The organism is Selenomonas sp. oral taxon 920 (genome assembly GCF_001717585.1).
In the GTDB taxonomy this organism is placed as follows: domain Bacteria; phylum Bacillota; class Negativicutes; order Selenomonadales; family Selenomonadaceae; genus Centipeda.
Window position 1 is genome coordinate 1,015,001 of the sequence record NZ_CP017042.1, and the last position, 26,380, is coordinate 1,041,380.

Consider the following 26,380-nt stretch of genomic DNA (forward strand, 5'->3'; position numbering starts at 1 on the left):
GGGGATCACGCAAAGCGTGGTGGAAGGGGCGAAATCATGAGCGTAGGAAGCGGAACAGTCCTCACTAAAAGATTTTCCCAAGCAAATTAGGATAAAGCGAAAATACCTTACTGAACGTGACAAGTTCCGCTTCTATGTTGGATCGGCGCTGAAGATTTCGTTAGATGCGCGGAAGCCGACAGAGACATAGTACGCTATGTCGATGAGGCTGACAAAGCAGATGACGGGATATGCAGTGCCGCTGATGTGCGAAGCGGAAGGTTAAGTCAAGTGAAGAAGGGCATACGGCGGATGCCTAGGCGTTTCGAAACGAAGAAGGACGCGATAAGCTGCGATAAGCTGCGGCGAGCTGCAAGTAAGCTATGACCCGCAGATTTCCGAATGGGGCAACCCGGCGGGAGCAACGTCCCGTCACTCTGCACTTGATGCAGAGAGAAAACACCCGATGAACTGAAACATCTAAGTAGTCGGAGGAAAAGAAATCAAAGAGATTCCCTGAGTAGCGGCGAGCGAAACGGGAGGAGCCCAAACCTGAGGACTTCGGTTCTCAGGGGTTGCGGACCTGCAACAAACTGGACACTTTAGTGGAAGCATCTGGGAAGGTGCGGCAAAGAGAGTGAGACCCTCGTACACGAAAGAGTGAAAGGCGGGCAGGGATCCAGAGTACCACAGGGCACGAGGAACCCAGTGGGAAGCAGGGTGGACCACCATCCAAGGCTAAATACATCGAAACGACCGATAGTGGAAAGTACCGTGAGGGAAAGGTGAAAAGAACCCCGGGAGGGGAGTGCAATAGAACCTGAAACCGTATGTCTACAAACAGTCGGAGCACTTTACATGTGCGACGGCGTGCCTATTGAAGAATGAACCGGCGAGTTAATTTATGCTGCGAGGTTAAGCGGGAGACGCGGAGCCGAAGCGAAAGCGAGTCTTAAGAGGGCTGTTAGTAGCATGGATTAGACCCGAAACCACAGTGATCTATACATGTCCAGGTTGAAGCTCAGGTAAAAATGAGTGGAGGACCGAACCCGTGCATGTTGAAAAATGTTGGGATGAGATGTGTATAGGGGTGAAATGCCAATCGAACGTGGAGATAGCTGGTTCTCCCCGAAATAGCTTTAGGGCTAGCCTCAGGCGAATAACCATAGAGACGGTAGAGCACTGATCGGGCAAGGGGGCGTAAAGCCTACCGACCCCAGTCAAACTACGAATGGCTCATATGGGCAGCCTGGGAGTCAGAATGCGAGTGATAAGACCCGTATTCAAGAGGGAAACAGCCCAGACCGCCGGCTAAGGTCCCAAATGCTGTGCTAAGTGGAGAAGGATGTAGGACTTCGAAAACAACCAGGATGTTGGCTCAGAAGCAGCCACCATTAAAAGAGTGCGTAATAGCTCACTGGTCGAGAGGCCCTGCGCCGAAAATATCCGGGGCTAAAGCACAGAACCGAAGCCGCGGCATCGTACTAGGTACGATGGGTAGGGGAGCGTTCTTATCTGGACGAAGGCAGACCGGAAGGACTGCTGGACGGGTAAGAAGTGAGAATGCCGGTATGAGTAGCGAAACGACAGGTGAGAATCCTGTCCACCGAAAGCCTAAGGGATCCTGGGCAACGCTCGTCGCCCCAGGGTAAGTCGGGACCTAAGCCGAGGCGAAAAGCATAGGCGATGGACAACTGGCGAAAATTCCAGTACCGGGCGTCTTCGTTTGAGGATGGAGTGACGCAGGAAGGAAGCTGAGCGTGCGATTGGAAGAGCACGTCGAAGGCGGTAGGCTTGTATGGAGGCAAATCCCCATACTATAAGGCCGAGAACCGATAGATAGGAAAGACTACGGTCAATCTGAATTCAGCTGCACTACACTGCCAAGAAAAGCTTCTAACGAGAAGACGTCTGCCCGTACCAAAACCGACACAGGTAGGCGGGGAGAGAATCCTAAGGTGCGCGGGAAAACCCTCGTTAAGGAACTCGGCAAAATGCATCCGTAACTTCGGGAAAAGGATGGCCGTTGATGGTGAAGGTGTTTACCACCGGAGCTGTTGACGGCGGCAGAAAAGAGGCCCAAGCGACTGTTTACCACAAACACAGGTGCCTGCGAAAGCGCAAGCTGAAGTATAGGTGCTGACGCCTGCCCGGTGCAGGAAGGTTAAGGAGAGTTGTTAGTCCTAGAGATGAAGCAGCGAACTGAAGCCCCTGTAAACGGCGGCCGTAACTATAACGGTCCTAAGGTAGCGAAATTCCTTGTCGGGTAAGTTCCGACCCGCACGAAAGGCGTAACGATTTGGGCACTGTCTCAACGAGGGACCCGGTGAAATTGAAATACCTGTGAAGATGCAGGTTACCCGCGACTGGACAGAAAGACCCCATGGAGCTTTACTGCAGCTTGGCATTGGTCTTTGGCATATGACGTACAGGATAGCCGGGAGACTGGGAGACCTACTCGCTAGAGTAGGAGGAGTCACCGTTGGGATACCGGCCTTCATATGCTAAGGATCTAACCGGAATGTTAACAGCATTCGGGACAGTACCAGGCGGGCAGTTTGACTGGGGCGGTCGCCTCCGAAAGAGCAACGGAGGCGTCCAAAGGTTCCCTCAGCGCGGACAGAAATCGCGCGAAGAGCATAAAGGCACAAGGGAGCTTGACTGCGAGACTGACGGGTCGAGCAGGTACGAAAGTAGGGCTTAGTGATCCGGTGGAAAGAGAGTGGAATTGCCATCGCTCAACGGATAAAAGCTACCCTGGGGATAACAGGCTAATCTCTCCCAAGAGTCCATATCGACGGGGAGGTTTGGCACCTCGATGTCGGCTCATCACATCCTGGGGCTGAAGCAGGTCCCAAGGGTTGGGCTGTTCGCCCATTAAAGTGGTACGTGAGCTGGGTTCAGAACGTCGTGAGACAGTTCGGTCCATATCCATCGCGGGCGTAAGATACATGAGGGAGGCTGCTCCTAGTACGAGAGGACCGGAGTGGACGGACCAACGGTGTACCGGTTGTCCTGCCAAGGGCACGGCCGGGTAGCTGCGTCCGGAAGGGATAAACGCTGAAAGCATCTAAGCGTGAAGCCCGTCCCGAGATGAAGTATCTCATTCCTATAAGGAAGTAAGACCCCTTGAAGAAGACAAGGTAGATAGGCTGGGTGTGGAAGCACAGCAATGTGTGCAGCTGACCAGCACTAATCGGTCGAGGGCTTGACTTACTGACCTGTCCGAGAAGCGAATCCGTAGGATGAAGCTGAACGGGAAACAGGTCGTATGCGAAAACGTCCCAAGAACACGAGCGACAGCGAAGTGTGATTGGATGACGTTGACCGCTAAGTAGCGAACCAAAACTGCGTGAGCGAAAGCGAACGAGCAGTTTTGTGTGAGTCACTTAGTCGACGTTGACGCAGTCAATGTCGACAGTAACTCAAAGGTACAAGCCTACAAATACAATTTGCTTGAAGTTTCTTCTGTGAAGTTTTGAGTGAACGACAGTTTACTCTATAGAGCGCAGGTAGTGTCAGCCAATCGTCTGTGTCCTTATGGACTTGACTCTTGGGACACTTATGCGTACGACTTGTTGAGCCAATCGCATACGCCCTGATGGGCTTTGCTCTTGGAACAAGTCAGTAATGCGGTGATGATGCCTGAACGGTTCCACCTGTTCCCATTCCGAACACAGTAGTTAAGCGTTCAAAGGCCGAGGGTACTTCGTTGGAGACGACGTGGGAGAGTAGGTAGTTGCCGCACAATCAAAGACTCGTGAGCTTTCACGGGTCTTTTTTCTATGTACTAAACTATGAAAAGGAATCTCAATTATTTGTTTTGTTTATAGATCGTGTCTTAGGTTATTGACTTTTTATATGAAAGCAAATACAATGATGAAAATATGAATCCCGAGTAATTTTGTAAGGATTAAACGATAGACTATTTTAAGGAGAGTTTGCTATGGCAGATGTATTGCTGCAGATAAAGGATCTTCACGCGGGCGTGGAGGGCAAGGAGATTCTAAAGGGGCTTGATCTTACCGTTCGCAAGGGCGAGGTGCACGTCATCCTTGGCCCGAACGGCTCGGGCAAGTCGACGCTGATGAATGTCATCATGGGGCACCCGAAGTATGAGATGACGGGCGGCAGCCTTGTGCTCGAGGGCGAGGACATCGGTGCGCTGCGTGCGTTCGAGCGTGCGCGGCGCGGACTGTTCCTCGCGTTCCAGACGCCGGAGGAGATCCCCGGCATCACGGTGGAGAATATGATCCGCACGGCACGTCAGATGATGACGGGCGAAAAGGTCAAGCTCATGCCGTTCCGCAAGGAGCTGAATGCGATGATGGCAGAGCTGAAGATCGACCCGAGCTATGCACAGCGTTATCTCAACGTAGGATTCTCGGGCGGCGAGAAGAAGCGCAGTGAGGTGCTGCAGCTGCTCATGCTGCAGCCGAAGTTGGCACTGCTCGATGAGACCGATTCGGGACTGGATGTGGATGCCGTACAGATTGTGTCCGAGGGTGTGTCAAAATTCCATACAGCGGAGAATTCCTGTCTCATCATTACACATAACGCGCGCATTCTTGATAAGCTGAAGGTGGATCGTGTGCACGTGGTTGCGCAGGGGAAGATTATGCGCGAGGGCGGTGCAGAGCTTATTCAGCAGATCAACAAGGAAGGTTTTGCCAATATCCTTGCGGCGCAGGATCAAGTGGGGTGAGCCGAATGGGGGATTTTGTACCAAAGAAAAAGACGCAGGTCGCCGACATTGAGCGGACGATTTACGATATTACCAATGAAGATCGCTCGGCGTATAAGTCGCAGTCGGGTCTGACGGAGGAGATTATCCGCGACATTTCGGAGAAGAAGAATGATCCGCAGTGGATGCTCGATTTTCGTCTGAAATCATTGGATGTTTACCACGCGATGCCAATGCCCGCATGGGGGCCTGATCTCTCCGAGCTGAATATGGATGAGATCGTGACCTATGTGCGCCCCGATGCGAAGATGGTCGGGGACTGGAACGAGGTGCCCGAGGACATCAAGGATACGTTTGACCGTTTGGGCATTCCCGAGGCAGAGAAAACGTCGCTCGCGGGGGTTGGCGCACAGTACGACTCTGAGGTGGTCTACCACTCGATTCAAGAGTCGCTTGTGGAGCAGGGCGTTGTGTATACGGACATGGAGACGGCGCTGCAGGAGTACGGTGACATCGTTCAGCAGTATTTCATGACGCTTGTGCCGCCGAAGGCGCATAAGTTCGCCGCGCTGCATGGTGCGGTCTGGTCGGGCGGTTCGTTCGTCTATGTACCCGAGGGGATCAAGGTAGATATCCCGCTGCAGTCCTATTTCCGACTGAATGCGGCGGGGGCGGGGCAGTTCGAGCACACGCTTATCATTGTGGAGAAGGGGGCGAGCCTGCATTTCATAGAGGGGTGCTCTGCGCCGAAATACAATGTGACGAATCTCCATGCGGGCTGTGTCGAGCTGTTCGTCAAGGAGGGGGCACGGCTGCGCTACTCGACGATCGAGAACTGGTCGCGCAATATGATGAACCTCAATACGAAGCGTGTGAAGGTGGAGAAGGATGGCGCGGTCGAGTGGGTCTCCGGCTCGTTTGGCTCACACGTCTCGATGCTCTATCCGACGAGCATTCTGCACGGGGAGAATGCGACCTGTGAGTTCACGGGCGTCACGTTCGCCTCGAAGGGTCAGGAGCTGGACACGGGCGCGACGGTGATCTTTGACGCGCCGAATACGTCGGCGAATATCAGCACACGTTCGATCTCGAAGTCGGGCGGTGTCGCGATCTACCGCAGTGGGGTCAAGGTGACGCCGCGTGCGGTCGGGGCAAAGTGCTCGGTCAACTGCGAGTCGCTGATGTTGGATGCGGAGTCGCGCAGCGATACACTCCCCGTGATGGATGTCGCGTGCGATGCGGTGGACATCGGACACGAGGCGAAGATCGGGCGGATCAGCGACGAGGCGATTTTCTATCTGATGAGCCGCGGGATCGACGAGGAGGAGGCGCGTGCGATGATTGTGCGCGGCTTTGTCGAGCCGATTGCGAAGGAACTGCCGCTTGAGTATGCGGTTGAGATGAACAACTTGGTCAACATTGAATTGGAAGGAACGATGGGGTGATGGCAATGCAGGACGTGTTTAGCCGTATCCCCATGCCGACATGGCGCTGGCTCGGGGTCAATGATCTCCCCGTGCCTGCGGGGCTTGCGGATACCAACGATGAGATCAGGCTCTCCGTCGCTGCGGGGGAGCGTTCAAAACATATTGTGGAGCTGCGCGAAAACGGGGCGCAGGAGATCTATGTGGATGTCGCGGAGGGTGCAGAGCTTGCGCTGACCTACATCCAGTTTGCACCGACGGACGTGCCTGCGGCGAGCCGCATTCATGCAAATGTGGCGCGCGGAGGACTGTTCTCCTGCACGCTCGTCGAGGCGGGCGCTGCGCATACGGCATCGGAGTTGCGCGTGACGCTCGCGGGCGATGAGGCGCGCGCGGATGTCTGGGGGCTGTACTTTGGTGATGAGGAGCGCAAGATCGACCTCAACTATATCATCCGTCAGGAAGGCCGCCGTACGGACGCAAACATGCAGGTGCGCGGTGCTCTGTTGGACCATAGTGTCAAGACATTCCGCGGGACGCTGGACTTCGTTCAGGGAGCGCGTGGCTCGGTTGGCAAGGAGGACGAAGAGGTCACGATTCTCTCGCCCCATGCACGCAACCGCAGTGTTCCGCTCATGCTCTCACACGAGGGCGATGTGGACGGGCATCATGCGGTCAGCATCGGGCGGATGGACGAGGACAAGCTCTTTTATCTGATGAGCCGAGGGCTCGACGAGCGTGCGGCGCAGCAGCTGATTGTCGAGGCATCCTTTGAGCCGGTACTGGCGCGTATTGAGAGCGAAGAGCTGCGTGCGGAGATCGGCAGCTACCTTGAGAGGAGACTTTTGGGTGGAACGCAGGAATAACGAGTATTTGCAGGATTTCCCGATCCTGCAGACGAAGATGAACGGTCGCCCCATTGTCTACCTCGACAACGGAGCGACGACGCAGAAGCCGGAGGCGGTCATCAAGGCGGTCGCCGACTACTGCACCTACTGCAATGCGAATCCGCATCGGGGGGCATACGAGCTGTCGGTAAAGGCGACGGATATCTATGAGACGGCGCGTGTGCGGACGCAGCAGTTCATTGGTGCGGCACGCCCTGAGGAGATTGTCTTTACGAAGAATGCGACGGAGGCGCTGAATCTCGTCGCATACAGCTACGGACGCGCAAATATCCGCGAGGGCGATGAGATTGTTATCACCATCTCGGAGCATCACAGCAATATTGTTCCGTGGCAGTTCGTCGCCAAGGCGCGCGGGGCGACGCTCAAGTACATCTATCTCGCGGAGGACGGCAACCTATCGGCAGAGGATATTACGGCACAGATCACGGAAAAGACGAAAATCGTCGCTGTGACACATGTGTCGAATGTGCTTGGTCTTGTCAACGATGTGCGTACGATTGCCGACCGCGTTCATGCGGTCGGGGCAGTGATCGTCGTGGACGGCTCACAGAGCGTGCCGCATATTGCGGTGGATGTGCAGGCGATGGATGCGGATTTCTTCGCATTCTCGGGACATAAGATGCTCTCCCCGATGGGGATTGGCGTGCTCTATGGGAAGTATGACATCCTCGACGCGATGCCGCCGTTCCTCTTTGGCGGCGATATGATCGACTATGTTGGCGAGCAGGAGACAACCTTTGCGGAGCTGCCCGCGAAGTTCGAGGCGGGCACGCAGAACGTCAGCGGTGCATCGGGGCTGATCGCGGCGATCGACTATCTCGAAAAGGTCAGCTTTGACCGCATCGAAACGATCGAGCGCGATCTCATTTCCTACGCGCTGCCGAAGCTGCGCGAGCTGCCATTTGTGGAGCTCTATGGCTGTGACAGTACGCGCGACAACAAGACGGGCATCATCACGTTCAACGTGAAGGACGTACACCCGCATGACGTTGCGTCGATTCTCGACAGCTACGGTGTTGCCATTCGCGCGGGGCATCACTGTGCACAGCCGCTGATGCGTTATCTCGGGCAGAATGCGACCTGCCGTGCGAGTTTTTACCTCTACAACACACACGAGGACATCGACCGGTTCGTTGAGGCCCTGAAAAAGGTACGGGGGGTGCTCGGCTATGGCGACTGAGGGATCGGCACTCAGCGATCTCTATACGGAGGTCATCGGCGAGCACAGCCGCTCGCCCGAGAACAAGGGCGCACTCGAGACAGCGACCGTGCGCGAGCGCGGGCACAATCCAAGCTGCGGCGATGAGATCACGCTCGAGCTCGAGATTGCGGACGGCGTCATCAAAGACGGCGCCTTTACGGGTGTTGGATGCGCGATCTCACAGGCGAGCACGGACATCATGATCGACCTCATGCGCGGCAAGACGGTCGAGGAGGCGCATCGGCTTGCACAGCTTTTTACCTCAATGATCAAGCGCGAGGTGACAGACGACGAGGTGCTTGAGGAACTGGATGAGGCAGTCGCGCTCAAAAATATTTCGAATATGCCCGCGCGTGTGAAATGCGCGGTGCTTGCATGGCATACGCTTGAGGATCTCTTAAAAGAAGGACAAACGTCATAAGACAAGGGCTGCTTTGGGAAGTTTTTCGCTTCTCAGAGCAGTCCTTTCGTATTTTTCATTGTATGAATACTAGCTTTTTTGTGCATGCCCATGTATAATAAACAAGTATTGTAAAAATGAGACAATAGAAAAGGTGGGAATTCGATGCGGATGACAACGGCAATGAAAGCCATCGCTCTTGGCATCGCGGTGCTCGGACTTGGCGTTACGGCGGGCTGCGGCGGCGATCAGAAGGCAAGCGGTGAGAAGTCGTATAAGATCGGCATTGTCCAGCTGGTCGAGCACAATGCTCTCGATGCAGCGAATCGTGGGTTCGTGGATGGACTCAAGGCGCGCGGCTACGAGGAGGGCAAGAACCTCACGATTGATCGCCAGAATGCACAGGCGGATCAGTCGAACCTCCAGAATATTGCGCAGCGTTTCGTCAGCGACAAGGTGGATCTTATCTGTGCCATTGCAACTCCGGCAGCGCAGTCTGTGGCGAATGCGACGAAGGATATTCCCATTGTTGGAACGGCGATCACGGACTATGTGAGTGCAAAGCTTGCGCAGACAAACGAGAAGCCGGGCGCGAACATCACGGGGACGAGTGATCTCAATCCAATCAGGGAGCAGATCGATCTTCTTATCAAGCTCTATCCGAATGCAAAGACCATTGGTACGATCTACTCTTCGAGCGAGATCAACTCTGAGATCCAGATCAAGGCAATGACGGAATATGCTGAGTCAAAGGGACTCAAGGTGCGTGCGGCGACGGTCTCGACAGTCAATGATATCCCACAGGCGGCACAGAGCCTTGTCAATGATGTGGATGTGTTCTATGAGCCGACGGACAATGTCATTTCCTCCTCCATCCCAACGCTCGTCGGCGTGACGGATGCGGCGGGCAAGGCTGTGATCTGCGCTGAGCCGTTCATGGTGACAGGCGGCTGTCTTGCGACCTACGGTATCGACTACTACAAGCTCGGTGTTCAGACGGGCGACATGGCGGCAGACATCCTCGAGGGCAAGAAGAGGCCGTCGGATATGCCGATTGAGACGGCACGCGAGCTCTCTCTCATCATCAGCAAGGGGAGTGCGGCAAAACTCGGACTGACGATTCCGGAGGATGTACTCAAGGATGCGACTCTGGTGGACTAATACAGAAATAGAAAAGGTGGGGATTCGATGCAGATAACAAAACTCGCAAAATGTGCTGCGCTCAGCATCGCTGCCCTCGGGATTCTGGTGTCGGCAGGATGCGGGGAGCAGTCAACGAAGGGGGACAAGACCTACAAAGTTGGAATTGTTCAGCTCGTGGAGCACAGCTCACTCGATGATGCGAATCGTGGGTTCGTGGACGGGCTTAAGGCACGCGGTTACGAGGAGGGCAAGAACCTCACGATTGATCGCCAGAATGCACAAGCGGATCAGTCGAACCTCCAAAATATTGTTCAGCGTTTTATCAGCGACAAAGTAGACCTCATTTGTGCAATAGCAACCCCTGCGGTGCAGTCGGCAGCCAATGCCACGAAGGATATCCCCATTGTTGGAACGGCGGTAACGGACTACGTGAGCGCAAAGGTGGTAAAGTCGAACGATGCGCCGGGCGGAAATGTCACGGGCACAAGCGACCTCACGCCGATCGCCGAGCAGATTGATCTCCTCATGAAGCTCTATCCGAACGCAAAAACAATTGGAACGATCTACTCCTCGAGTGAGGTCAACTCAGAGATTCAGGTAAAGGCGATGAAGGAATATGCTGAGTCAAAGGGGCTGACCGTGCGTGTTGCAACGATTTCGACGGTCAACGATATTCAGCAGGCGGCACAGAGCATGGTCGACGATGTGGATGTGTTCTATGAGCCGACGGACAATGTGATTGCATCGGCGATGCCGACGCTCACGAGTATTACCGATCCGGCGGGCAAAGGCGTGATCTGCGGCTTTGCCGGCGGTGTCACAGCTGGGGCTCTTGCAACGAAGGGAATTGACTACTATAAGCTTGGTGTCCAGACGGGCGATATGGCTGCGGATATCCTCGAAGGAAAGGCTAAGCCGGCCGATATGAAGATCGAGACGGCACGCGATCTCGTGGTTGTCATCAACAAGAAGAATGCGGAGAAAATCGGTCTGACGATTCCTGCCGATGTACTAAACGGTGCAACGATTGTGCCGTAAGTAAGCCGAACACAACGGAGCGGGCACGCAGCGTGTCCGCTTTTTTTCTGAATCTCGAGGGAGTGACGTTATGGATCTCGTCGTTGCGACGGCGGCACAGGGAGTCCTTTGGGGACTCTATGCGCTTGGCGTCTATCTGACCTATCGCGTTTTGGACATTGCCGATCTGACGGTCGAGGGCAGTTTTCCTCTTGGTGCCGCCGTTTCTGCCGCTATGCTCATAGCGGGCTATACGCCGCTGACGGCAATCCTTGTTGCCTGCGCGGCTGGATGTGTCTCGGGCGTTATCACAGGATTTTTCTGTACGAAACTAAAGATTCCCGCACTGCTTGCTGGAATCTTGACGATGATCGGACTCTATTCCATCAATCTGCGCGTCATGGGTAAGGCGAACCTGCCGCTCCTGCAGCAGGAGACGCTCTTCACTGAGTGGAATATCTGGGGGCTCGATACAGCGACGAACATCCTTCTCATTGGAACGGTTGTAGTTGTAATCGCCATCCTGCTTACGTATTGGTTCTTCGGCACGGAGTTAGGCATGGCGATCCGCGCGACGGGGGCAAACCCTCATATGATCCGTGCGAACGGTGTCAACACGGATATCATGATCGTACTTGGGCTGCTCCTCTCGAATGGCATGGTCGCGATTTGCGGCGCACTCGTGGCACAGAGCAACGGCTTTGCGGATGTCGGCATGGGGACGGGCACGATCGTCATTGGCCTTGCGTCCGTTATTATCGGCGAGGTGCTCTTCGGCACGCGCAGCTTCAAGAACTGGCTGATCTCCGTTGTGCTCGGCTCGATTGTCTACCGTGCCGTCATTGCTGTTGTGCTGCAGCTTGGCATGCCTCCGAATGATCTCAAACTCTTCACGGCAATTCTCGTTGCAATTGCACTTTCGCTGCCCCTCATCCAGTCGAAATATCACGCGATGAAGAAGGGGGCGGAGTGATGCTGCATATCGAGGATATCAAAAAGACATTCAATCCAGGGACAATCACGGAGAAGAAGGCGCTCTCGGGCATTACCCTCCACCTTGCACCCGGCGATTTCGTCACCGTGATCGGCGGCAACGGCGCGGGTAAGTCCACGCTGATGAACGCGATTGCGGGGGCGATCTCCGTAGATACAGGAAAGATCTGCATCGCAGGCGAGGACATTACGAAGTGGCCGGAGCACCGTCGAGCGAAGTTCATCGGACGTGTATTCCAAGACCCGATGATGGGGACGGCGGCACGCATGATGATCGAGGAGAATCTTGCGATCGCTGCGCGGCGTGGGCAGACACCGACGCTGCGCTGGGGCTCGACGAGCGAAATGCGCGATGTGTTCCGCGAGAAGCTTGCACGCCTGAAGCTCGGCCTCGAGGATCGCCTATCTTCGCGCGTCGGACTGCTCTCGGGCGGTCAGCGACAGGCACTGACCCTTCTTATGGCGACGCTTGTGAAGCCGAACCTGCTGCTCCTCGACGAACATACGGCGGCGCTCGATCCGAAGACTGCGGCGAAGGTGCTTGAACTCACGCAGCAGATTGTCGCAGAGGATCAGCTCACAACACTCATGATTACACATAACATGAAGGATGCTCTGCGCTACGGAAATCGCCTCATCATGCTGCATGAGGGGCGAATCCTCTTCGATGTGCCGCAGGAAAAGAAGCAGGGGCTCACGACGCGCGACCTTCTCTCTATGTTCGAGCAGGCGGCGGGCAGCGAGCTCGCTAATGATAGTCTACTCCTAAGCTAATCGAACATTAACGCCCTTCACAAGGCGTTCTAAGTCGATTCCGTTATATTATCTATGAAAGCAAGAGATACTAAGAATGCAGATATGCTTTCATACTCTCTGACTTTCGGTGCGTATTCTGCGGCCTTCCCTTCCGCGGAATTCACATACATTCCCTACATTTCTTTCTCTCTATCGAAAATACGCCTCCTGCTGCCCGGCAGGAGGCGTATTTTCTTGCGCGAACTTGCTATTTTGGGGATTCGTAGTAAAATAAGGGGGAGTAAATCGAACGGATGAACGGAGGTGTGTGATGGGGAACGGATGGTCTTCCGACATTTCGCAGCGTCTTGTCGGGCGTATTTATCGCGACGAGGCGATCCCAAATGCGCCCGTGCCCACCCCAAAAACACCGACGCCGAAGCTGCTGCTTGCCATGCGCGCACTCGTCACCACCACGCACGACTATTGGCAGTCGCGGGCGGAGCTGTTTCTGAAGCAAGCGCGTCTGATGGTGAACTATGAGGATGACTATGTTTATAAAGGCGTGGTCAATCAATATTTTCCGACGTATGATTCGCTCTCGAATGCACAGCTGCGCGGCTACTTCACATGGCGGACGGCGGTGCGGCAGGGACGGGTCGAGAAGCGGGGGATGTCCTATGCGTCTCTCTACGTCTATGAACTTCTGCATCTCATCGGTTGCAGGGACGCACAGGATGGCTATGAGAAGCTGCATTCCTTCTGTGAGGCATATCGTGCGCTTGACCCGCAGATCGGTCACTATATTGTGCATTGGGAAGATGAGTTCGTTATCTACTATGGGCTTGATTCCAAACTGATTACATGGCGTGGCAATGCTCTCTCATATTGGGAACAGGATGATGCCATCTGTACGGTGCTTCATCACACGGAGCATACGACAGAGGAAACAATGTCGGCGGTCTGCGTTCTCTCCTCCTATCGTCTGGAACGCTCGAAGCTCTACCGTGCTCATACGGCAGAGGTGAATGCCGTCGTGCTCCGCGTGCTGGATCACGCTGCGGAGTACTATGAGAAGCATCGTCAGATCAGTTTCTTTGACGATTTGATTGCCGTGGAGCAGACTGCGCCCGTCCGCCTCTTTTCCTCTGCGGTATTTCAGCCGCCCAAGGAGGAGCCGGATCGCGTCTATGAGGTACATCCTCTGCGCCGCTATGAGTGCGTGAGCGGGTACTGGACGCTGCACTCGTATGAGCGTCCAGAACGTGCGGCACAGCGTTTGGGCGTGTTTTTGCGCGGAGTGGATGCCGGACTGCGTGCACATTTTGGAATCACAGCGATCCAGCCGCCAAAGCTGAAAAAATGGCAGGCAAAAATAATTGATGAGGAGATCACCGCCTTTCTTGCGGAGCAGAGGGCAGCAGAGGCGCGGCGCGTCCGACTTGACTTTTCGCAGCTTGCGCGCATTCGTGCGGATGCCGATGTGACGCAGGAGCGGCTGATCGTGGAGGAGGAAGAGGAACCTCCGATGATGCCCATTTTTGAGCCTTCTCCTGTCGTTTCTCCGTCATCCTCTGAGGATACGCTGCCCGCCGCTCCCGTGACGGCAGAGGGGGCAGGGGATATCAATGGTCTGGATGCGTCGGAGCTTCGCCTGCTCCGCACACTCCTCGGTGACGGTGATCTCGCGTGGGTGCGCACGGAGGGGAGGATGCTCTCCGTCCTCGTCGACGGCATCAACGAAAAACTGTACGATGATTTTGCGGACACGGTGATCGAGGGCGATCCGCCCGCCGTTGTTCCCGATTATCAGGACGAACTGATAGAAAGGTATCTGCATGGCTGCGAATGAACCGAAGAAAATCCCGCGCCGTATTGCCCAGACACTTGTGAATGCCCTCAAGGGCGGCGTCGTGCCGCGCATCGGTCTTCCGTACATCACCGTCGGACGTCGCAGCGAGATTGAGGCACTGCTCTCTGATGTGGAGATGATCGAGGGCGGTGGGGCTTCGTTCCGCTTTATCGTTGGACGCTATGGCAGCGGAAAGAGCTTCCTTTTGCAGACGATCCGCAGCTATGTGATGGCAAAGAATTTCGTCGTGGTGGATGCCGACCTCTCGCCCGAGCGACGCTTGCAGGGGACGCGGGGGCAGGGGCTCGCGACGTATCGTGAGCTCATTCGCAATATGGCGACGAAGACAACGCCCGAGGGCGGGGCACTCACGCTCATCCTTGACCGTTGGATCAGCCGGGTACAGCAGGAAATCGTGACGGAGGACAGTATCGCCCCCGAGCATCCCGATTTTCCTGCTGCTGTTGACCGGCGGATTGCCTCCATCATCTACGGGCTGAACGATCTCGTGCATGGGTTTGACTTTACGCGGATTCTGACGCTCTACTATCATGCCTATCGGGACGGCGATGATGAGAAGCGGGCGCAGGTTGCACGCTGGTTTCGCGGGGAGTATACGACGAAGACCGAAGCACGGCATGATCTCGGCGTGAACATCATCATCACGGACGACGACTGGTACGAGTATCTGAAACTCTTTGCCGCATTCCTGCGGCAGGCAGGTTATGCAGGGATGCTCATCCTCATCGACGAACTCGTGAACATCTACAAGATCCCGCACGCGGTCACGCGCCAGTACAACTACGAGAAGATCCTAACAATGTATAACGATGCGATGCAGGGGCGTGCACAGTACCTCGGAATGATTCTCTGCGGCACGCCCGCGTGCATGGAGGACACGCGGCGCGGGGTCTACAGCTATGAGGCTCTGCGCTCACGACTCGCCGAGGGACGCTTTGCAGGGGAGCATCGTGACCTGCTCTCGCCCGTGATACGGCTCGCGCCGCTTACGCATGAGGAGATGCTCGTGCTCATCGAAAAGCTTGCCGCCATCCATGCGGAGCTCTATGGATATGCACAGATTGTCACGCAGGACGATCTCGCGGACTTCATCCGCATCGAGTTCGGACGAATCGGTGCGGACACACATATCACACCGCGTGAGGTCATCCGTGACTTCATTCAGGTGCTCGACATCATCTACCAAAATCCGACATTGAAACTTGCGGATTTGCTCGGTTCGGAGGAGTTTTCGTACGCACAGAATGAGGTGGAGGGCGCAGAGATCAGCGCACAGTTCGCGGAGTTCGAGCTATGAGCGTATTTGACCGCTATGCGCCCTTCGTGCGTGACTATATCTACGCACAGGAATGGCAGAGTCTGCGCGGCATCCAGATCGCGGCAGCGGAGGCAGTCTTTGGGACGGACGATCATGTGCTCCTGACAGCATCCACAGCGGCGGGCAAGACGGAGGCGGCGTTTTTCCCGATCATTACGCTCTTTCACGAGAGTCCTCCCACATCGGTTGGATGTATCTACATCGGACCGCTCAAGGCGCTGATTAACGACCAGTTCGAGCGTCTGACGGAGCTGTGCCACAGGGCGGACATCCCCGTCTGGCACTGGCACGGAGATGTGGGGCAGACGCATAAGGCACGCCTGATGAAACGTCCGTCGGGCATCCTGCAAATTACGCCGGAGTCGCTTGAGGCATTGCTCCTGCATCGGCACATGGCGATTCCGAAACTGTTCGGCGATCTGCGCTTTGTCGTGATCGACGAGCTGCACTCCCTTCTGCGCGGCGATCGCGGCGGGCAGACGCTCTGTCTCATCGAGCGGCTTTCCCGCATCGCGGGCGTGCAGCCGCGCCGCATCGGGCTGTCGGCGACCATTGGCGATGCCAAGCGTGCGGGGGATTTTCTCGCGGCAGGGACGGGACGGGAGACCCTTGTGCCGCAGATCGAGGCAAAGGGGAGCAAGTGGCGGCTCTCCCTTGAGCATTTCTATGTGCGCGACACGCAGGCGGGGGAGGGACGCGACGACATTGTCGTGTCGGATCTTCTCGGCGCACCGACCGACACCCCGCCCGAGGCTGCCGATCCCGGGCTTGGCTATATCTTTGCACATACACGCGGGAAGAAATGTCTCATCTTTGTCAACTCGCGTGAGGAGTGCGAGGCGGTGACAACGACGCTGCGCGCCTACTGTGAGAAACAGCATGAGCCGGATCGTTTTCTCATTCATCACGGGAATCTCTCTGCCGCATTCCGTGAGACGGCGGAGGCGCGGATGAAGGATGAGGACAGTCTCTTTACAACGTGCACGACGGCGACGCTCGAACTCGGCATCGATATCGGACGGCTTGAGCGTGCCTTTCAGATCGACGCACCGTGGACGGTTTCGTCCTTCCTCCAGCGCATGGGGCGGACGGGGCGGCGCAGTCAGCCGCAGGAGATGCACTTCGTCGTGCGCGAGGACGCACCCGAGGCACGTGCCCTGCTGCCTGCGACGATTCCGTGGAAGCTGCTGCAGGGAATTGCCCTCATCCAGCTTTACCTTGAGGAGCGTTGGGTTGAGCCGCCGCGCCTGGATCGTCTGCCGTTCAGCCTGCTCTATCATCAGACCATGAGCGTCGCGGCATCCTGTGGGGAGCTCTCGCCGCGTGCGCTCGCAGATCGTGTGCTCTCCCTGCACGTCTTTCACCGCATCACGCAGGAGGACTACCGTACGCTCCTGCGCCATCTGATCGCGCAGGAACATCTGCAGCAGACAGAGCGCGGTGGTCTGATCGTGGGACTTTCGGGGGAGCGCGTTGTGCAGTCCTTTCGCTTCTACGGTGTCTTTCAAGAGAACGAGGAGTACACCGTCCGCTGCGAGTCGCAGGAGATCGGCACGATTGTCACGCCGCCGCCCGTCGGGGAGAAGATTGCGATCGCAGGACACGTCTGGCGCGTGCTCGAGGTTGACCGCAAGCGTCACCTCGTATATTGCGAGATGGTGAAGGGGAATGTGCCCGCCTATTTCGGTGAGTGTCCCGGCGATATCCACACGCGCATTCTTGAGCGGATGCGTCAGGTGCTGCGCGAGGAGCTGATCCCGCCCTATCTGCTAAAAAATGCGGTCGCACGTATCACGCAGGCACGTGAGACGGCACGGCACTCGCGTGCGGCGGAAGATGTGCTCATCCCGCTCGGTGGCGAGATGTACGCGCTTCTGCCGTGGCTCGGCAGCTATGCCTTCCTTGCACTTGAGCGATTCCTGCGCATCCGCTGCGGTGCGCGGCTCGGTCTGCGCGGATTTGAGTCCATGCGCCCGTACTTTATGCAGTTTACGATGAAGGTATCGCCTGCAGAGTTCTTTTACATTCTCGCGGAGGAAGCGGCTGAGGAGCTCGATGCGATGGAACTGCTCTATCCCGATGAGGTGCCGATCTTTGACAAATACGATGAATTTCTCCCGACGGAGCTTGTGCGGCGTGGATTCGCGTATGGTGTTCTGGATGTGAAGGAGATGCGGGCGGCGGTGTGCGCGTGGGCGAATGCACGGATTGACAGCCCCGCGCGGTCGTGATAGAATACGCTTGCTGAGTAATCACATGCGGATGTGGCGGAACTGGCAGACGCGCTGGACTTAGGATCCAGTGCCGCAAGGCGTATGGGTTCGACCCCCTTCATCCGCACCATCTTGGTATATTTTTATAGATCCGACTGTTTTGCAGTCGGCTTTTTTTCTATGAGGGAGTGAGCATTATGTCCATCCTTGCCGCCTATGCCGTTCCGCATCCGCCGCTCATCATTCCAACCATCGGGCAGGGACGGGAGGGGGAGATTGCCGCGACCGTTCGGGCGTATTACGAGACGATGCGCGCGGCGGCGGAGCTGCGCCCCGATACAGTCGTCATCATCAGCCCGCACGCGACGGCGTACGATGATTTCTTTCATATCTCGCCGGGTGCGGGCGCCGAGGGGACCTTCGCCGCGTTCGGGCATCCCGAGATATCCATCGGGATTGAATACGACGAGGAATTTGTACGCGCGCTCTCCTCTACTGTGTCAGAGCAGAACATTCCTGCAGGGACGCTCGGGGAGAAAAATCCGGCACTCGATCACGGCACAATGATCCCGCTCTTCTTCCTGAGTGAATACCTCGGCGATGCGCCGACCAAATTTGTCCGCATCGGCATTGCAGGACTGCCCGCGTATACACATGCCCTGCTCGGTCAGGCGATTGCGGCGACGGCGGAGCGGCTCGGGCGTCGGACGATCTGCATCGCAAGCGGAGATCTTTCGCATCGGCTCATGGAGGGCGGCACAAACGGCTTTGCACCTGAGGGCGCGGAGTTCGATGAACTCTGCACAGCATTCATGAAGACGGGTGACTTCTTGTCGCTCTTGCAGATTCCCGGCAGTTTTGCCGAGGCGGCGGGACACTGCGGGCTGAACGGGCTGTGGGTGCTTGCGGGTGCGCTTGACCGCGTGGCGACGGGTGCGAAGCTGCACAGCTATGAAGCTCCGTTCGGTGTGGGCTACGCCGTCGCGTCCTTTACCGTGACGGGGCGGGATGCGGGGACCGACTACGCGGCACAGCTCGTTCGTGCAGAGGATGCTGCGATTGCCGAACTGCGCACGGCGGAGGATGACTACGTGCGGCTTGCGCGTATGAGTATAGAGCACTTTGTACGAACGCATTTATTCGCATCGCTGCCCTCTGATCTGCCGCAGGAACTCATCGAAAAACGTGCGGGAGCGTTTGTCTCGATCAAGAAATACGGAAAGCTGCGCGGATGCATCGGGACGTTCTTGCCCGCGCAGAAAACGCTCGCCGAGGAGATTTTCTACAATGCCGTCTCAGCGGCGGCGCATGATGGACGCTTTGAGCCAATCGAGGAGGGAGAACTGAGCCGCCTCGTCTACTCCGTGGATGTGCTGAGCACGCCCGAGTCGATTGAATCGGCGGCACAGCTCAATCCGAAAATCTACGGGGTGATCGTGAGAAGCCTGACAGACAATCGACGTGGATTGCTGCTGCCCGATCTTGCGGGAATCGATACGGCAGAGGACCAGATTGCCATCGCGCGTGAGAAGGCACGCATCCAGCCGAAGGAGCCGATTGCACTCGCGCGATTTACGGTGGAGCGGCATAGATGACGCAAAAGGACCCCACTCGTGGAAATATCCACGAGTGGGGTCCTTCTTCCGGCATGCTTACTGCGCTGCAGCAGATTTCTCGCCGATTGTCGCATTGAGTGCCTCGATCAGAGCATCGATGTCGATGCCGTGCGCCATCGCACCCTGCTCAATGTTCTCGAAATGCGATGCCGCGCAGCCGAGGCAGCCCATACCTGCGTTCATCAGAACCTCGACGGTGTCGGGGTACGTCTGAACGATCTCGACGATGCTCATATCTTTTGTAATTGCCATGATAGACCTCCTATATAATGAAGCTAATTGACAGTGAAGGGAAATCCCCTGATTGCTTCAAATTATAACACAAGATTTCAAAAAGGAAAGTAGCAATTGTGACATTTGCAGGTGCATCCATAAGAAAAGATGTGATATGCTCCTGACGCAAACGGTGCACAATGATTGACCTTCACCGTTTTTTTTGCTATAACATAACGAGTGTATCTATAAATTGAAGGAATATATCGATCCGTGAAAGAGGGAATCATCGTGAGCAATCTTGAGGTTGGAATCGTTGGTCTGCCGAATGTGGGGAAGAGTACGCTGTTCAATGCGATTACAAAGGCGGGTGCAGAGGCTGCAAACTATCCGTTCTGCACGATTGAGCCCAATGTGGGTGTGGTGGCAGTGCCGGATGAGCGCCTCAAAGTGTTGACGGATCTCTATCATTCGAAGAAAACAACGCCCGCAAGCGTCCGCTTTGTGGATATTGCAGGTCTGGTCAAGGGCGCATCGAAGGGCGAGGGGCTCGGCAATAAATTCCTTGAACACATCCGTCAGGTGGATGCTGTGGCGCACGTTGTCCGCTGCTTTGAGAGCACGGACATTACGCACGTCGAGGGTGCGGTCGACCCTTTGCGCGACATTGACATCATTGAGACGGAGCTTTGCCTTGCCGATCTCGAGGCGGTCGAAAAACGCATGGCGAAGGTGACGAAGTTGCTCAAGTCGGGCAGCAAGGAGGCAAAGGCGGAGCACGCGGCACTAGAGCGTCTGAAAGCTGCGCTCGATGAGGGGAAATCCGCACGTGAGGTAGAGCTCTCGGATGAGGAACTGGCAATCCTGCGCGACCTGAACCTCCTCACGCGCAAGCCAATCCTCTATATTGCGAATGTCGGCGAGGATGAGGCAGCGACGGCGAATGTGGAGAATCCGCATGTGCAGGCGGTCAAGGAATACGCCGCACGTACGGGCGCACAGGTAGTGACGGTCTCGGCACGGCTTGAGGAGGAGATCGCGGAGCTCGACGCGGAGGAAGCAAAGGTATTCCTTGAAGATCTGGGGCTCACGGAGAGCGGCCTGGATCGTCTCATCCATGGGGCGTTTTCACTGCTCGGGCTGCAGACGTTTCTCACAGCGGGTGAGGATGAGTGCCGCGCGTGGACGATCACACGCGGCACGACGGCACCGAAGGCGGCGGGGAAAATTCACACGGATTTTGAACGCGGCTTCATCCGCGCCGAGATCGTGAACTACGATGATCTGGTTGCGCTCGGCAGTGTGGCGGCGGCACGGGATAAGGGACTTGTCCGTCTTGAGGGCAAGGAGTATATTATGCGCGACGGCGATGTGGTGAACTTCCGTTTTAATGTGTGACTTTTCTCTGTCACTATAGACAAGCAGTGCATTATGCGGTACAATTCATTCGGCAATTTTGAAAACGAACGTTGAAAGGAAGTGAAGAGCATGGACGATACACCTTTGCAGTCAGAACCTCACATATGTATGCCGTCCTCTCTTCGTTTCGCCATTCTGTGCTGACAGGGGAGGACGGTCGGAAAGGAGCGTCCTCTCTTGCTGCAAATATATAAATCCATGGAGTCCGGTCCTCTTCAGGAGCTGTCCCTCAAGACACTCACGAAGGGGGCATGGATCAACATTGTCAATCCGACCCCGTACGAGCTGAAGGTGGTCAGTACCCTCACGGAGGTTGACCCCGATTTCCTGCGCTCCGCACTCGATGATGAGGAGCGGTCGCATACGGATGTCGAGGACGACTCGGTCATGATCCTGACGAACGTCCCCGTCTATCGTGGCGAGGACAGCTACGACACGCTGCCGCTTGCGATCATCCTTACGGACGAGCACATCATTACGGTTTGCCTCGAGGAAACGCCTGTGATGGCGGAGTTCAACGAACGCACGGCGAAGCTCTTCCGCACGTACAAGCGGACGCGCTTCCTCTTTCAGATCCTCTACAAGTCCGATGTGTTCTACCTGCGCTACCTGCGTCAGATCAGCAAACTCTCCGAGGAGATCGAGGATCGTCTGCGGCACGACATGAAGAACAGTGAGGTCCTGCGTCTCCTTCAGCTGCAAAAGGGCCTGACGTATTTCAACGCCGCACTGCGCTCGAATGGTGCAGTGTTGGATCGCTTGATGCGTCTGCGCACGAATACGTCCGTACATCACATCTTCAAGATGTATGAGGAGGATGAGGATCTCCTCGAGGATGTCATCATCGAGAATAAGCAGGCGCGCGAGATGGTGGAGATGTACAGTACGATCCTTGCACGGCTCGCGGATACGTTCTCCTCGATCGTTTCGAACAATCTGAACCTCGTGATGAAATTCCTGACAGCGATTACGATCATCCTCGCGATTCCGACGGTGATTTCGAGTTTCTTCGGCATGAATGTACCTGTGCCGTACGAAGGTGACCCGCTCGGGTTTATGCGTGTGGTCGTCATCGCGGTCTGTGTGTCTACGACCGTTGTCTATATGCTCTGGCGGAGGGATATGTTTTGATACGCGAGGCACAGCTGCTGCGCGGCATTATCTTCGGTGATCGGAATACCGATGAGTACGTCTATATGCCCGCGAGTGAGATTGGCACTGACATGCCCGTATATGTATATGAGAAAGGCGGCAGCCGCCGTGACATTGACCTCGCAGAGGCACTTCACCTCATACGTGTGCGCGATTTAAGACCAACCATACATCCGCTTTTTGGAAAAACGAGCTGTTAAGAGCAGCTCGTTTTTTGATAGATTGGTTAGATATTTTTATCACAAAAAACAATGAGAAAAAACTGTCTTTTCCAGCACTGAGAAAGCCTATCCTGTTTACAAGCCCTATGTTCCGTTGTATAATAAACAGAAAGTATTGAATCAGTATTCCTCCATAGATATTCTTTTTGATTCTTTTTATCAAAAAATGAGAGGGGACAAATTCTTTGCTCATGTGGTTATATTTTAATATTTTTGGAATGCATGCGCATTTCCATTGAGAGGAGAGCAGTAACATGGCCAAGAAAATGAAGACGATGGACGGCAACACAGCTGCCGGATACATCTCCTATGCCTTTACGGATGTGGCGGCGATCTATCCGATCACGCCGTCCTCGCCGATGGCGGAGCACGTCGACAGCCTTGCTGCAAAGGGAATGAAGAATATCTTCGGACAGAAGGTACGTCTGATCGAAATGCAGTCGGAGGCAGGCGCTGCCGGTGCAGTGCACGGCTCACTCCAGGCAGGTGCACTGACGACGACCTATACGGCATCGCAGGGGCTTCTGCTCATGATTCCGAATATGTATAAGATTGCGGGCGAACTCCTGCCGGGCGTGTTCCATGTCAGCGCACGCGCCATTGCGGCGTCCTCGCTGAATATCTTCGGCGACCATCAGGATGTCATGGCGGCACGCCAGACGGGCGTTGCCATGCTCGCAGAGTCGAGCGTGCAGGAGGTCATGGATCTCGCTGCGGTCGCGCATCTCGTTGCCATCAAGGGACGCATTCCGTTCATCAACTTCTTTGACGGATTCCGTACCTCGCATGAGATTCAGAAGATCGAGGTCGTGGACTATGACGATCTAGCGAAGATTCTTGACTGGGATGCGGTCAATGAATTCCGCCGCCGCGCACTCAATCCGGATCATCCGGCGGTACGCGGTACGGCACAGAACCCCGATATCTACTTCCAGGGACGCGAGGCGGTCAACCGTTACTACGATGCCATTCCCGAACTCGTTGAAGAGGCAATGGCGCAGATGGCAAAGATCACAGGCCGTGAGCACCATCTCTTTGACTACTACGGCGCACCCGATGCCGAGCGCGTCATCATTGCAATGGGCTCGGTCTGCCAGACGGCGGAGGAGGTTGCCGAATATCTCAACGCACAGGGTGAGAAGGTCGGTCTGCTCTCCGTTCACCTCTATCGTCCGTTCTCGGTCGAGCACTTCTTCAAGTATCTCCCGAAGACGGTGCAGAAGGTCGCCGTTCTCGACCGCACGAAGGAGCCGGGATCGCTCGGCGAGCCGCTTTACCTCGATGTCAAGGCGGCGTACTACAGTTCGGGGATGAACCCCGTCATCGTCGGCGGTCGCTATGGTCTCGGCGGCAAGGATACGACACCGGATCAGGTCTTCGCGGTCTATGAGGAGCTGAAGAAGGACGAGCCGATGCACGGCTTTACGCTCGGCATTGTCGATGATGTTACGCACCGCAGCCTCACTCCGATCCACGGCGATGTCAACCTCACGAAGCCGGGGACGACGGCGTGTAAGTTCTGGGGTCTCGGCTCGGACGGCACGGTCGGCGCGAACAAGAGCGCGATCAAGATCATCGGTGACAAGACGGATATGTATGCGCAGGCATACTTTGCATATGACTCGAAGAAGTCGGGCGGCATTACGATGAGCCATCTGCGCTTTGGCAAGTCGCCCATCATCAGTCCGTATCTCATCAACAAGGCGGACTTCATCTCCTGCTCGCAGCAGTCCTATGTCCGTCAGTACGACCTCCTTGCAGGTCTCAAGAAGGGCGGCACGTTCCTCCTCAATACGTTCTGGTCGGATGAGGAGCTGAACACGCACCTGCCCGCATCGATGCGCCGCTACATCGCCTCCAACGACATTCAGTTCTACACGGTGGATGCGGTTCACATCGCGCGCGAACTCGGTCTTGGCGGACGCTTCAACATGGTCATGCAGTCGGCGTTCTTCAAGCTTGCGAACATCATTCCCATCGACGACGCGGTCAAGTATCTCAAGGACGCGGTTGTCACATCCTACGGCAGCAAGGGCGAAAAGGTTGTCAACATGAACAACGGTGCGATCGATCACGGCATCGAGTCGCTCCACCGTGTGAATGTTCCTGCCGAATGGAAGGATGCCGTGGATGAGGAGGTTCCGGTCAACGCAAAGACGCCGGAATTCATCACGAAGGTTCAGAACGTCATGAATCGGCAGGAGGGCGACAAGCTCAAGATCTCCGAGCTGCTCAGCATGGAGGACGGCACGTTCCCTGTCGGCGGTACGGCGTTTGAGAAGCGCGGCACGGCGATCTCCGTACCTGTATGGCGTCCGGAGAAGTGTATCCAGTGTAACCAGTGCGCATTCGTCTGCCCGCACGCAACGATTCGTCCTGTGCTGACGACGGACGAGGAGCTTGCTGCAGCGCCCGAGGGCATGCAGTCCGTAAAGTCGCGTCCGGCGAAGGGGATGAACCTCACGATCGCCGTCTCGACGCTCGACTGCCTCGGCTGCGGCAACTGTGCGCAGGTCTGCCCGGGCAAAGCGCTCGACATGACACTGCTCGACGACAACCTTCGCGAAGCGCAGAAGTACTTTGACTACGGTGTGGACACGGAGAAGGTCTCAGTCAAGAACGTTCCGATGAAGAAGACGACGGTCATCGGCTCGCAGTTCGAGCAGCCGCTCTTCGAGTTCTCGGGTGCGTGCGCAGGCTGCGGTGAAACGCCGTATGCGAAGCTCGTCACCCAGCTCTTTGGCGACCGCATGATGATCGCCAATGCAACGGGCTGCTCCTCCATCTGGGGCGCGAGTGCACCTGCAATCCCGTATACGAAGAACCCGAAGGGCTACGGCCCTGCATGGGCAAACTCGCTGTTCGAGGACAATGCAGAGTATGGTCTTGGAATGCTGCTCGGCACGAAGGCAGTGCGCGAATCCATCGCGGCTGCAGTAAAACAGGCACTTGAGGAGAAGAAGGGCTCTGCCGAACTTCAGGCAGCAATGCAGCTCTGGCTCGAAAAGCGCGACAGCGGTGAGGGCACGCGTGACCGTGCCGACCTCCTGCGTGAGCTTCTCGAAAAGGAGAAGGGCACGGACGAACTTCTCTGCCGCATCTACAAGGACAACGACTACTTCGTCAAGCGTTCGCAGTGGGTCTTCGGCGGCGACGGCTGGGCATACGACATCGGCTTCGGCGGCGTGGATCACGTGCTTGCGTCGGGCGAGGATGTCAACGTCATGGTCTTTGATACCGAGGTCTACTCGAACACGGGCGGACAGGCATCGAAGTCGACCCCAGCGGCGGCGATTGCAGAGTTCGCAGCAACGGGCAAGAAGACGAAGAAGAAGGATCTCGGCATGATGGCGATGTCCTACGGCTACGTCTATGTGGCGCAGATCGACATGGGTTCCGACCAGAATCAGGTGCTCAAAGCGATCAGCGAGGCGGAGGCATATCCGGGACCGTCCCTCATCATTGCTTACTCGCCGTGTATCAACCACGGGATCCGCAAGGGCATGGGCTGTGCCCAGCTCGAAGGCAAACTTGCCGTCGAGTGCGGCTACTGGGCGAACTATCGCTACAACCCGCAGCTCATCGAGGCGGGCAAGAATCCGTTCACGCTCGACTCAAAGGAGCCGGACTTCTCGAAGTTCCAGGAATTCCTGCTCGGTGAGAACCGCTACATCAGCCTCAAGAGCAACTTCCCCGAGGCGGCGGAAGCACTCTTCGAGAAGACGCAGAAGGACGCTGAGACGCGCTACAACAACTACAAGAAACTCGCAGGCAAGGCATAAGCTTCCCTGAGGTCTGGGCTGCCGTGAAGATTTTCACGGCAGTTTTTCTTGACATTTTATTAACATAGCAATATAATATGCAAACAATG

18 protein-coding genes, 1 tRNA gene and 2 rRNA genes are annotated in these 26,380 nt (G+C 56.0%); 20 read left to right on the plus strand and 1 reads right to left on the minus strand.

Annotated features, from left to right (window positions below):
- Nucleotides 1-264: 264 nt before the first annotated feature.
- From BCS37_RS04750 to amrA, 16 genes are all read left to right on the plus strand, one after another.
- Nucleotides 265-3,195: ribosomal RNA gene (locus tag BCS37_RS04750) — 23S ribosomal RNA — on the plus strand.
- 415 nt (nucleotides 3,196-3,610) lie between these two features.
- Nucleotides 3,611-3,727, plus strand: a 5S ribosomal RNA gene (rrf, locus tag BCS37_RS04755).
- Nucleotides 3,728-3,925: 198 nt separating this feature from the next.
- Nucleotides 3,926-4,684, plus strand: coding sequence for a Fe-S cluster assembly ATPase SufC (sufC, locus tag BCS37_RS04760; RefSeq protein ID WP_069180393.1), 759 nt, complete (start codon nucleotides 3,926-3,928; stop codon nucleotides 4,682-4,684).
- Nucleotides 4,685-4,689: 5 nt separating this feature from the next.
- Nucleotides 4,690-6,108: a Fe-S cluster assembly protein SufB gene (gene sufB, locus BCS37_RS04765; protein WP_006692071.1), complete on the plus strand. Its 1,419-nt coding sequence runs from the start codon at nucleotides 4,690-4,692 to the stop codon at nucleotides 6,106-6,108.
- Complete coding sequence (locus tag BCS37_RS04770) at nucleotides 6,108-6,953, plus strand: SufB/SufD family protein (protein ID WP_069180394.1); 846 nt, start codon at nucleotides 6,108-6,110, stop codon at nucleotides 6,951-6,953. The genes sufB and BCS37_RS04770 overlap by 1 nt, the downstream gene beginning before the upstream one ends.
- Nucleotides 6,954-6,990: 37 nt before the next feature.
- Nucleotides 6,991-8,175: a cysteine desulfurase gene (locus BCS37_RS04775; protein WP_237142744.1), complete on the plus strand. Its 1,185-nt coding sequence runs from the start codon at nucleotides 6,991-6,993 to the stop codon at nucleotides 8,173-8,175.
- Nucleotides 8,165-8,617: a Fe-S cluster assembly sulfur transfer protein SufU gene (gene sufU, locus BCS37_RS04780; RefSeq protein ID WP_069180396.1), complete on the plus strand. Its 453-nt coding sequence runs from the start codon at nucleotides 8,165-8,167 to the stop codon at nucleotides 8,615-8,617. The genes BCS37_RS04775 and sufU overlap by 11 nt, the downstream gene beginning before the upstream one ends.
- A gap of 144 nt (nucleotides 8,618-8,761) precedes the next feature.
- On the plus strand, nucleotides 8,762-9,757 hold the full coding sequence (locus tag BCS37_RS04785; protein ID WP_069180397.1) for an ABC transporter substrate-binding protein: 996 nt from the start codon (nucleotides 8,762-8,764) through the stop codon (nucleotides 9,755-9,757).
- A 27-nt stretch (nucleotides 9,758-9,784) separates the two neighbouring features.
- A complete protein-coding gene (locus BCS37_RS04790; RefSeq protein ID WP_069180398.1) occupies nucleotides 9,785-10,777 on the plus strand; it encodes an ABC transporter substrate-binding protein in 993 nt (330 codons plus the stop codon).
- Nucleotides 10,778-10,847: 70 nt separating this feature from the next.
- Entirely contained in the window at nucleotides 10,848-11,729 is an 882-nt protein-coding gene (locus BCS37_RS04795) for an ABC transporter permease (protein ID WP_069180399.1), read from the plus strand.
- On the plus strand, nucleotides 11,729-12,523 hold the full coding sequence (locus BCS37_RS04800) for an ABC transporter ATP-binding protein (RefSeq protein WP_069180400.1): 795 nt from the start codon (nucleotides 11,729-11,731) through the stop codon (nucleotides 12,521-12,523). The genes BCS37_RS04795 and BCS37_RS04800 overlap by 1 nt, the downstream gene beginning before the upstream one ends.
- A gap of 292 nt (nucleotides 12,524-12,815) precedes the next feature.
- Nucleotides 12,816-14,336, plus strand: a complete 1,521-nt coding sequence (locus tag BCS37_RS04805; RefSeq protein WP_069180401.1) for a TerB N-terminal domain-containing protein — start codon at nucleotides 12,816-12,818, stop codon at nucleotides 14,334-14,336.
- A complete protein-coding gene (locus BCS37_RS04810) occupies nucleotides 14,323-15,654 on the plus strand; it encodes an ATP-binding protein (RefSeq protein WP_069180402.1) in 1,332 nt (443 codons plus the stop codon). Before BCS37_RS04805 ends, BCS37_RS04810 begins: the two co-directional genes overlap by 14 nt.
- Nucleotides 15,651-17,906 carry a DEAD/DEAH box helicase gene (locus tag BCS37_RS04815; RefSeq protein WP_069180403.1) on the plus strand — a complete coding sequence of 752 codons (2,256 nt, stop codon included), beginning with the start codon at nucleotides 15,651-15,653 and terminating at the stop codon, nucleotides 17,904-17,906. Before BCS37_RS04810 ends, BCS37_RS04815 begins: the two co-directional genes overlap by 4 nt.
- 27 nt (nucleotides 17,907-17,933) lie before the next feature.
- A tRNA-Leu gene (locus BCS37_RS04820) sits at nucleotides 17,934-18,018 on the plus strand.
- A 67-nt stretch (nucleotides 18,019-18,085) separates the two neighbouring features.
- Complete coding sequence (amrA, locus tag BCS37_RS04825) at nucleotides 18,086-19,483, plus strand: AmmeMemoRadiSam system protein A (protein WP_069180404.1); 1,398 nt, start codon at nucleotides 18,086-18,088, stop codon at nucleotides 19,481-19,483.
- 57 nt (nucleotides 19,484-19,540) lie between these two features.
- Here the strand turns inward: amrA and BCS37_RS04830 are convergent, their stop codons facing one another.
- Nucleotides 19,541-19,756 (minus strand): DUF1858 domain-containing protein, encoded by a 216-nt coding sequence (locus BCS37_RS04830; protein WP_009655728.1) that lies wholly within the window; start codon nucleotides 19,754-19,756, stop codon nucleotides 19,541-19,543.
- A gap of 252 nt (nucleotides 19,757-20,008) precedes the next feature.
- On the opposite strand from BCS37_RS04830, the gene ychF reads away from it, so the two are divergent.
- The 4 genes from ychF to nifJ all read left to right on the plus strand — a co-directional run bounded on the left by ychF (nucleotide 20,009) and on the right by nifJ (nucleotide 26,291).
- Entirely contained in the window at nucleotides 20,009-21,115 is a 1,107-nt protein-coding gene (gene ychF / locus BCS37_RS04835) for a redox-regulated ATPase YchF (RefSeq protein ID WP_069181548.1), read from the plus strand.
- 198 nt (nucleotides 21,116-21,313) lie between these two features.
- Complete coding sequence (locus BCS37_RS04840) at nucleotides 21,314-22,267, plus strand: magnesium transporter CorA family protein (RefSeq protein WP_069180405.1); 954 nt, start codon at nucleotides 21,314-21,316, stop codon at nucleotides 22,265-22,267.
- Nucleotides 22,264-22,488, plus strand: a complete 225-nt coding sequence (locus BCS37_RS04845; protein ID WP_069180406.1) for a hypothetical protein — start codon at nucleotides 22,264-22,266, stop codon at nucleotides 22,486-22,488. The genes BCS37_RS04840 and BCS37_RS04845 overlap by 4 nt, the downstream gene beginning before the upstream one ends.
- 275 nt (nucleotides 22,489-22,763) lie before the next feature.
- Nucleotides 22,764-26,291 carry a pyruvate:ferredoxin (flavodoxin) oxidoreductase gene (gene nifJ / locus BCS37_RS04850; protein ID WP_069180407.1) on the plus strand — a complete coding sequence of 1,176 codons (3,528 nt, stop codon included), beginning with the start codon at nucleotides 22,764-22,766 and terminating at the stop codon, nucleotides 26,289-26,291.
- Nucleotides 26,292-26,380: the final 89 nt, after the last annotated feature.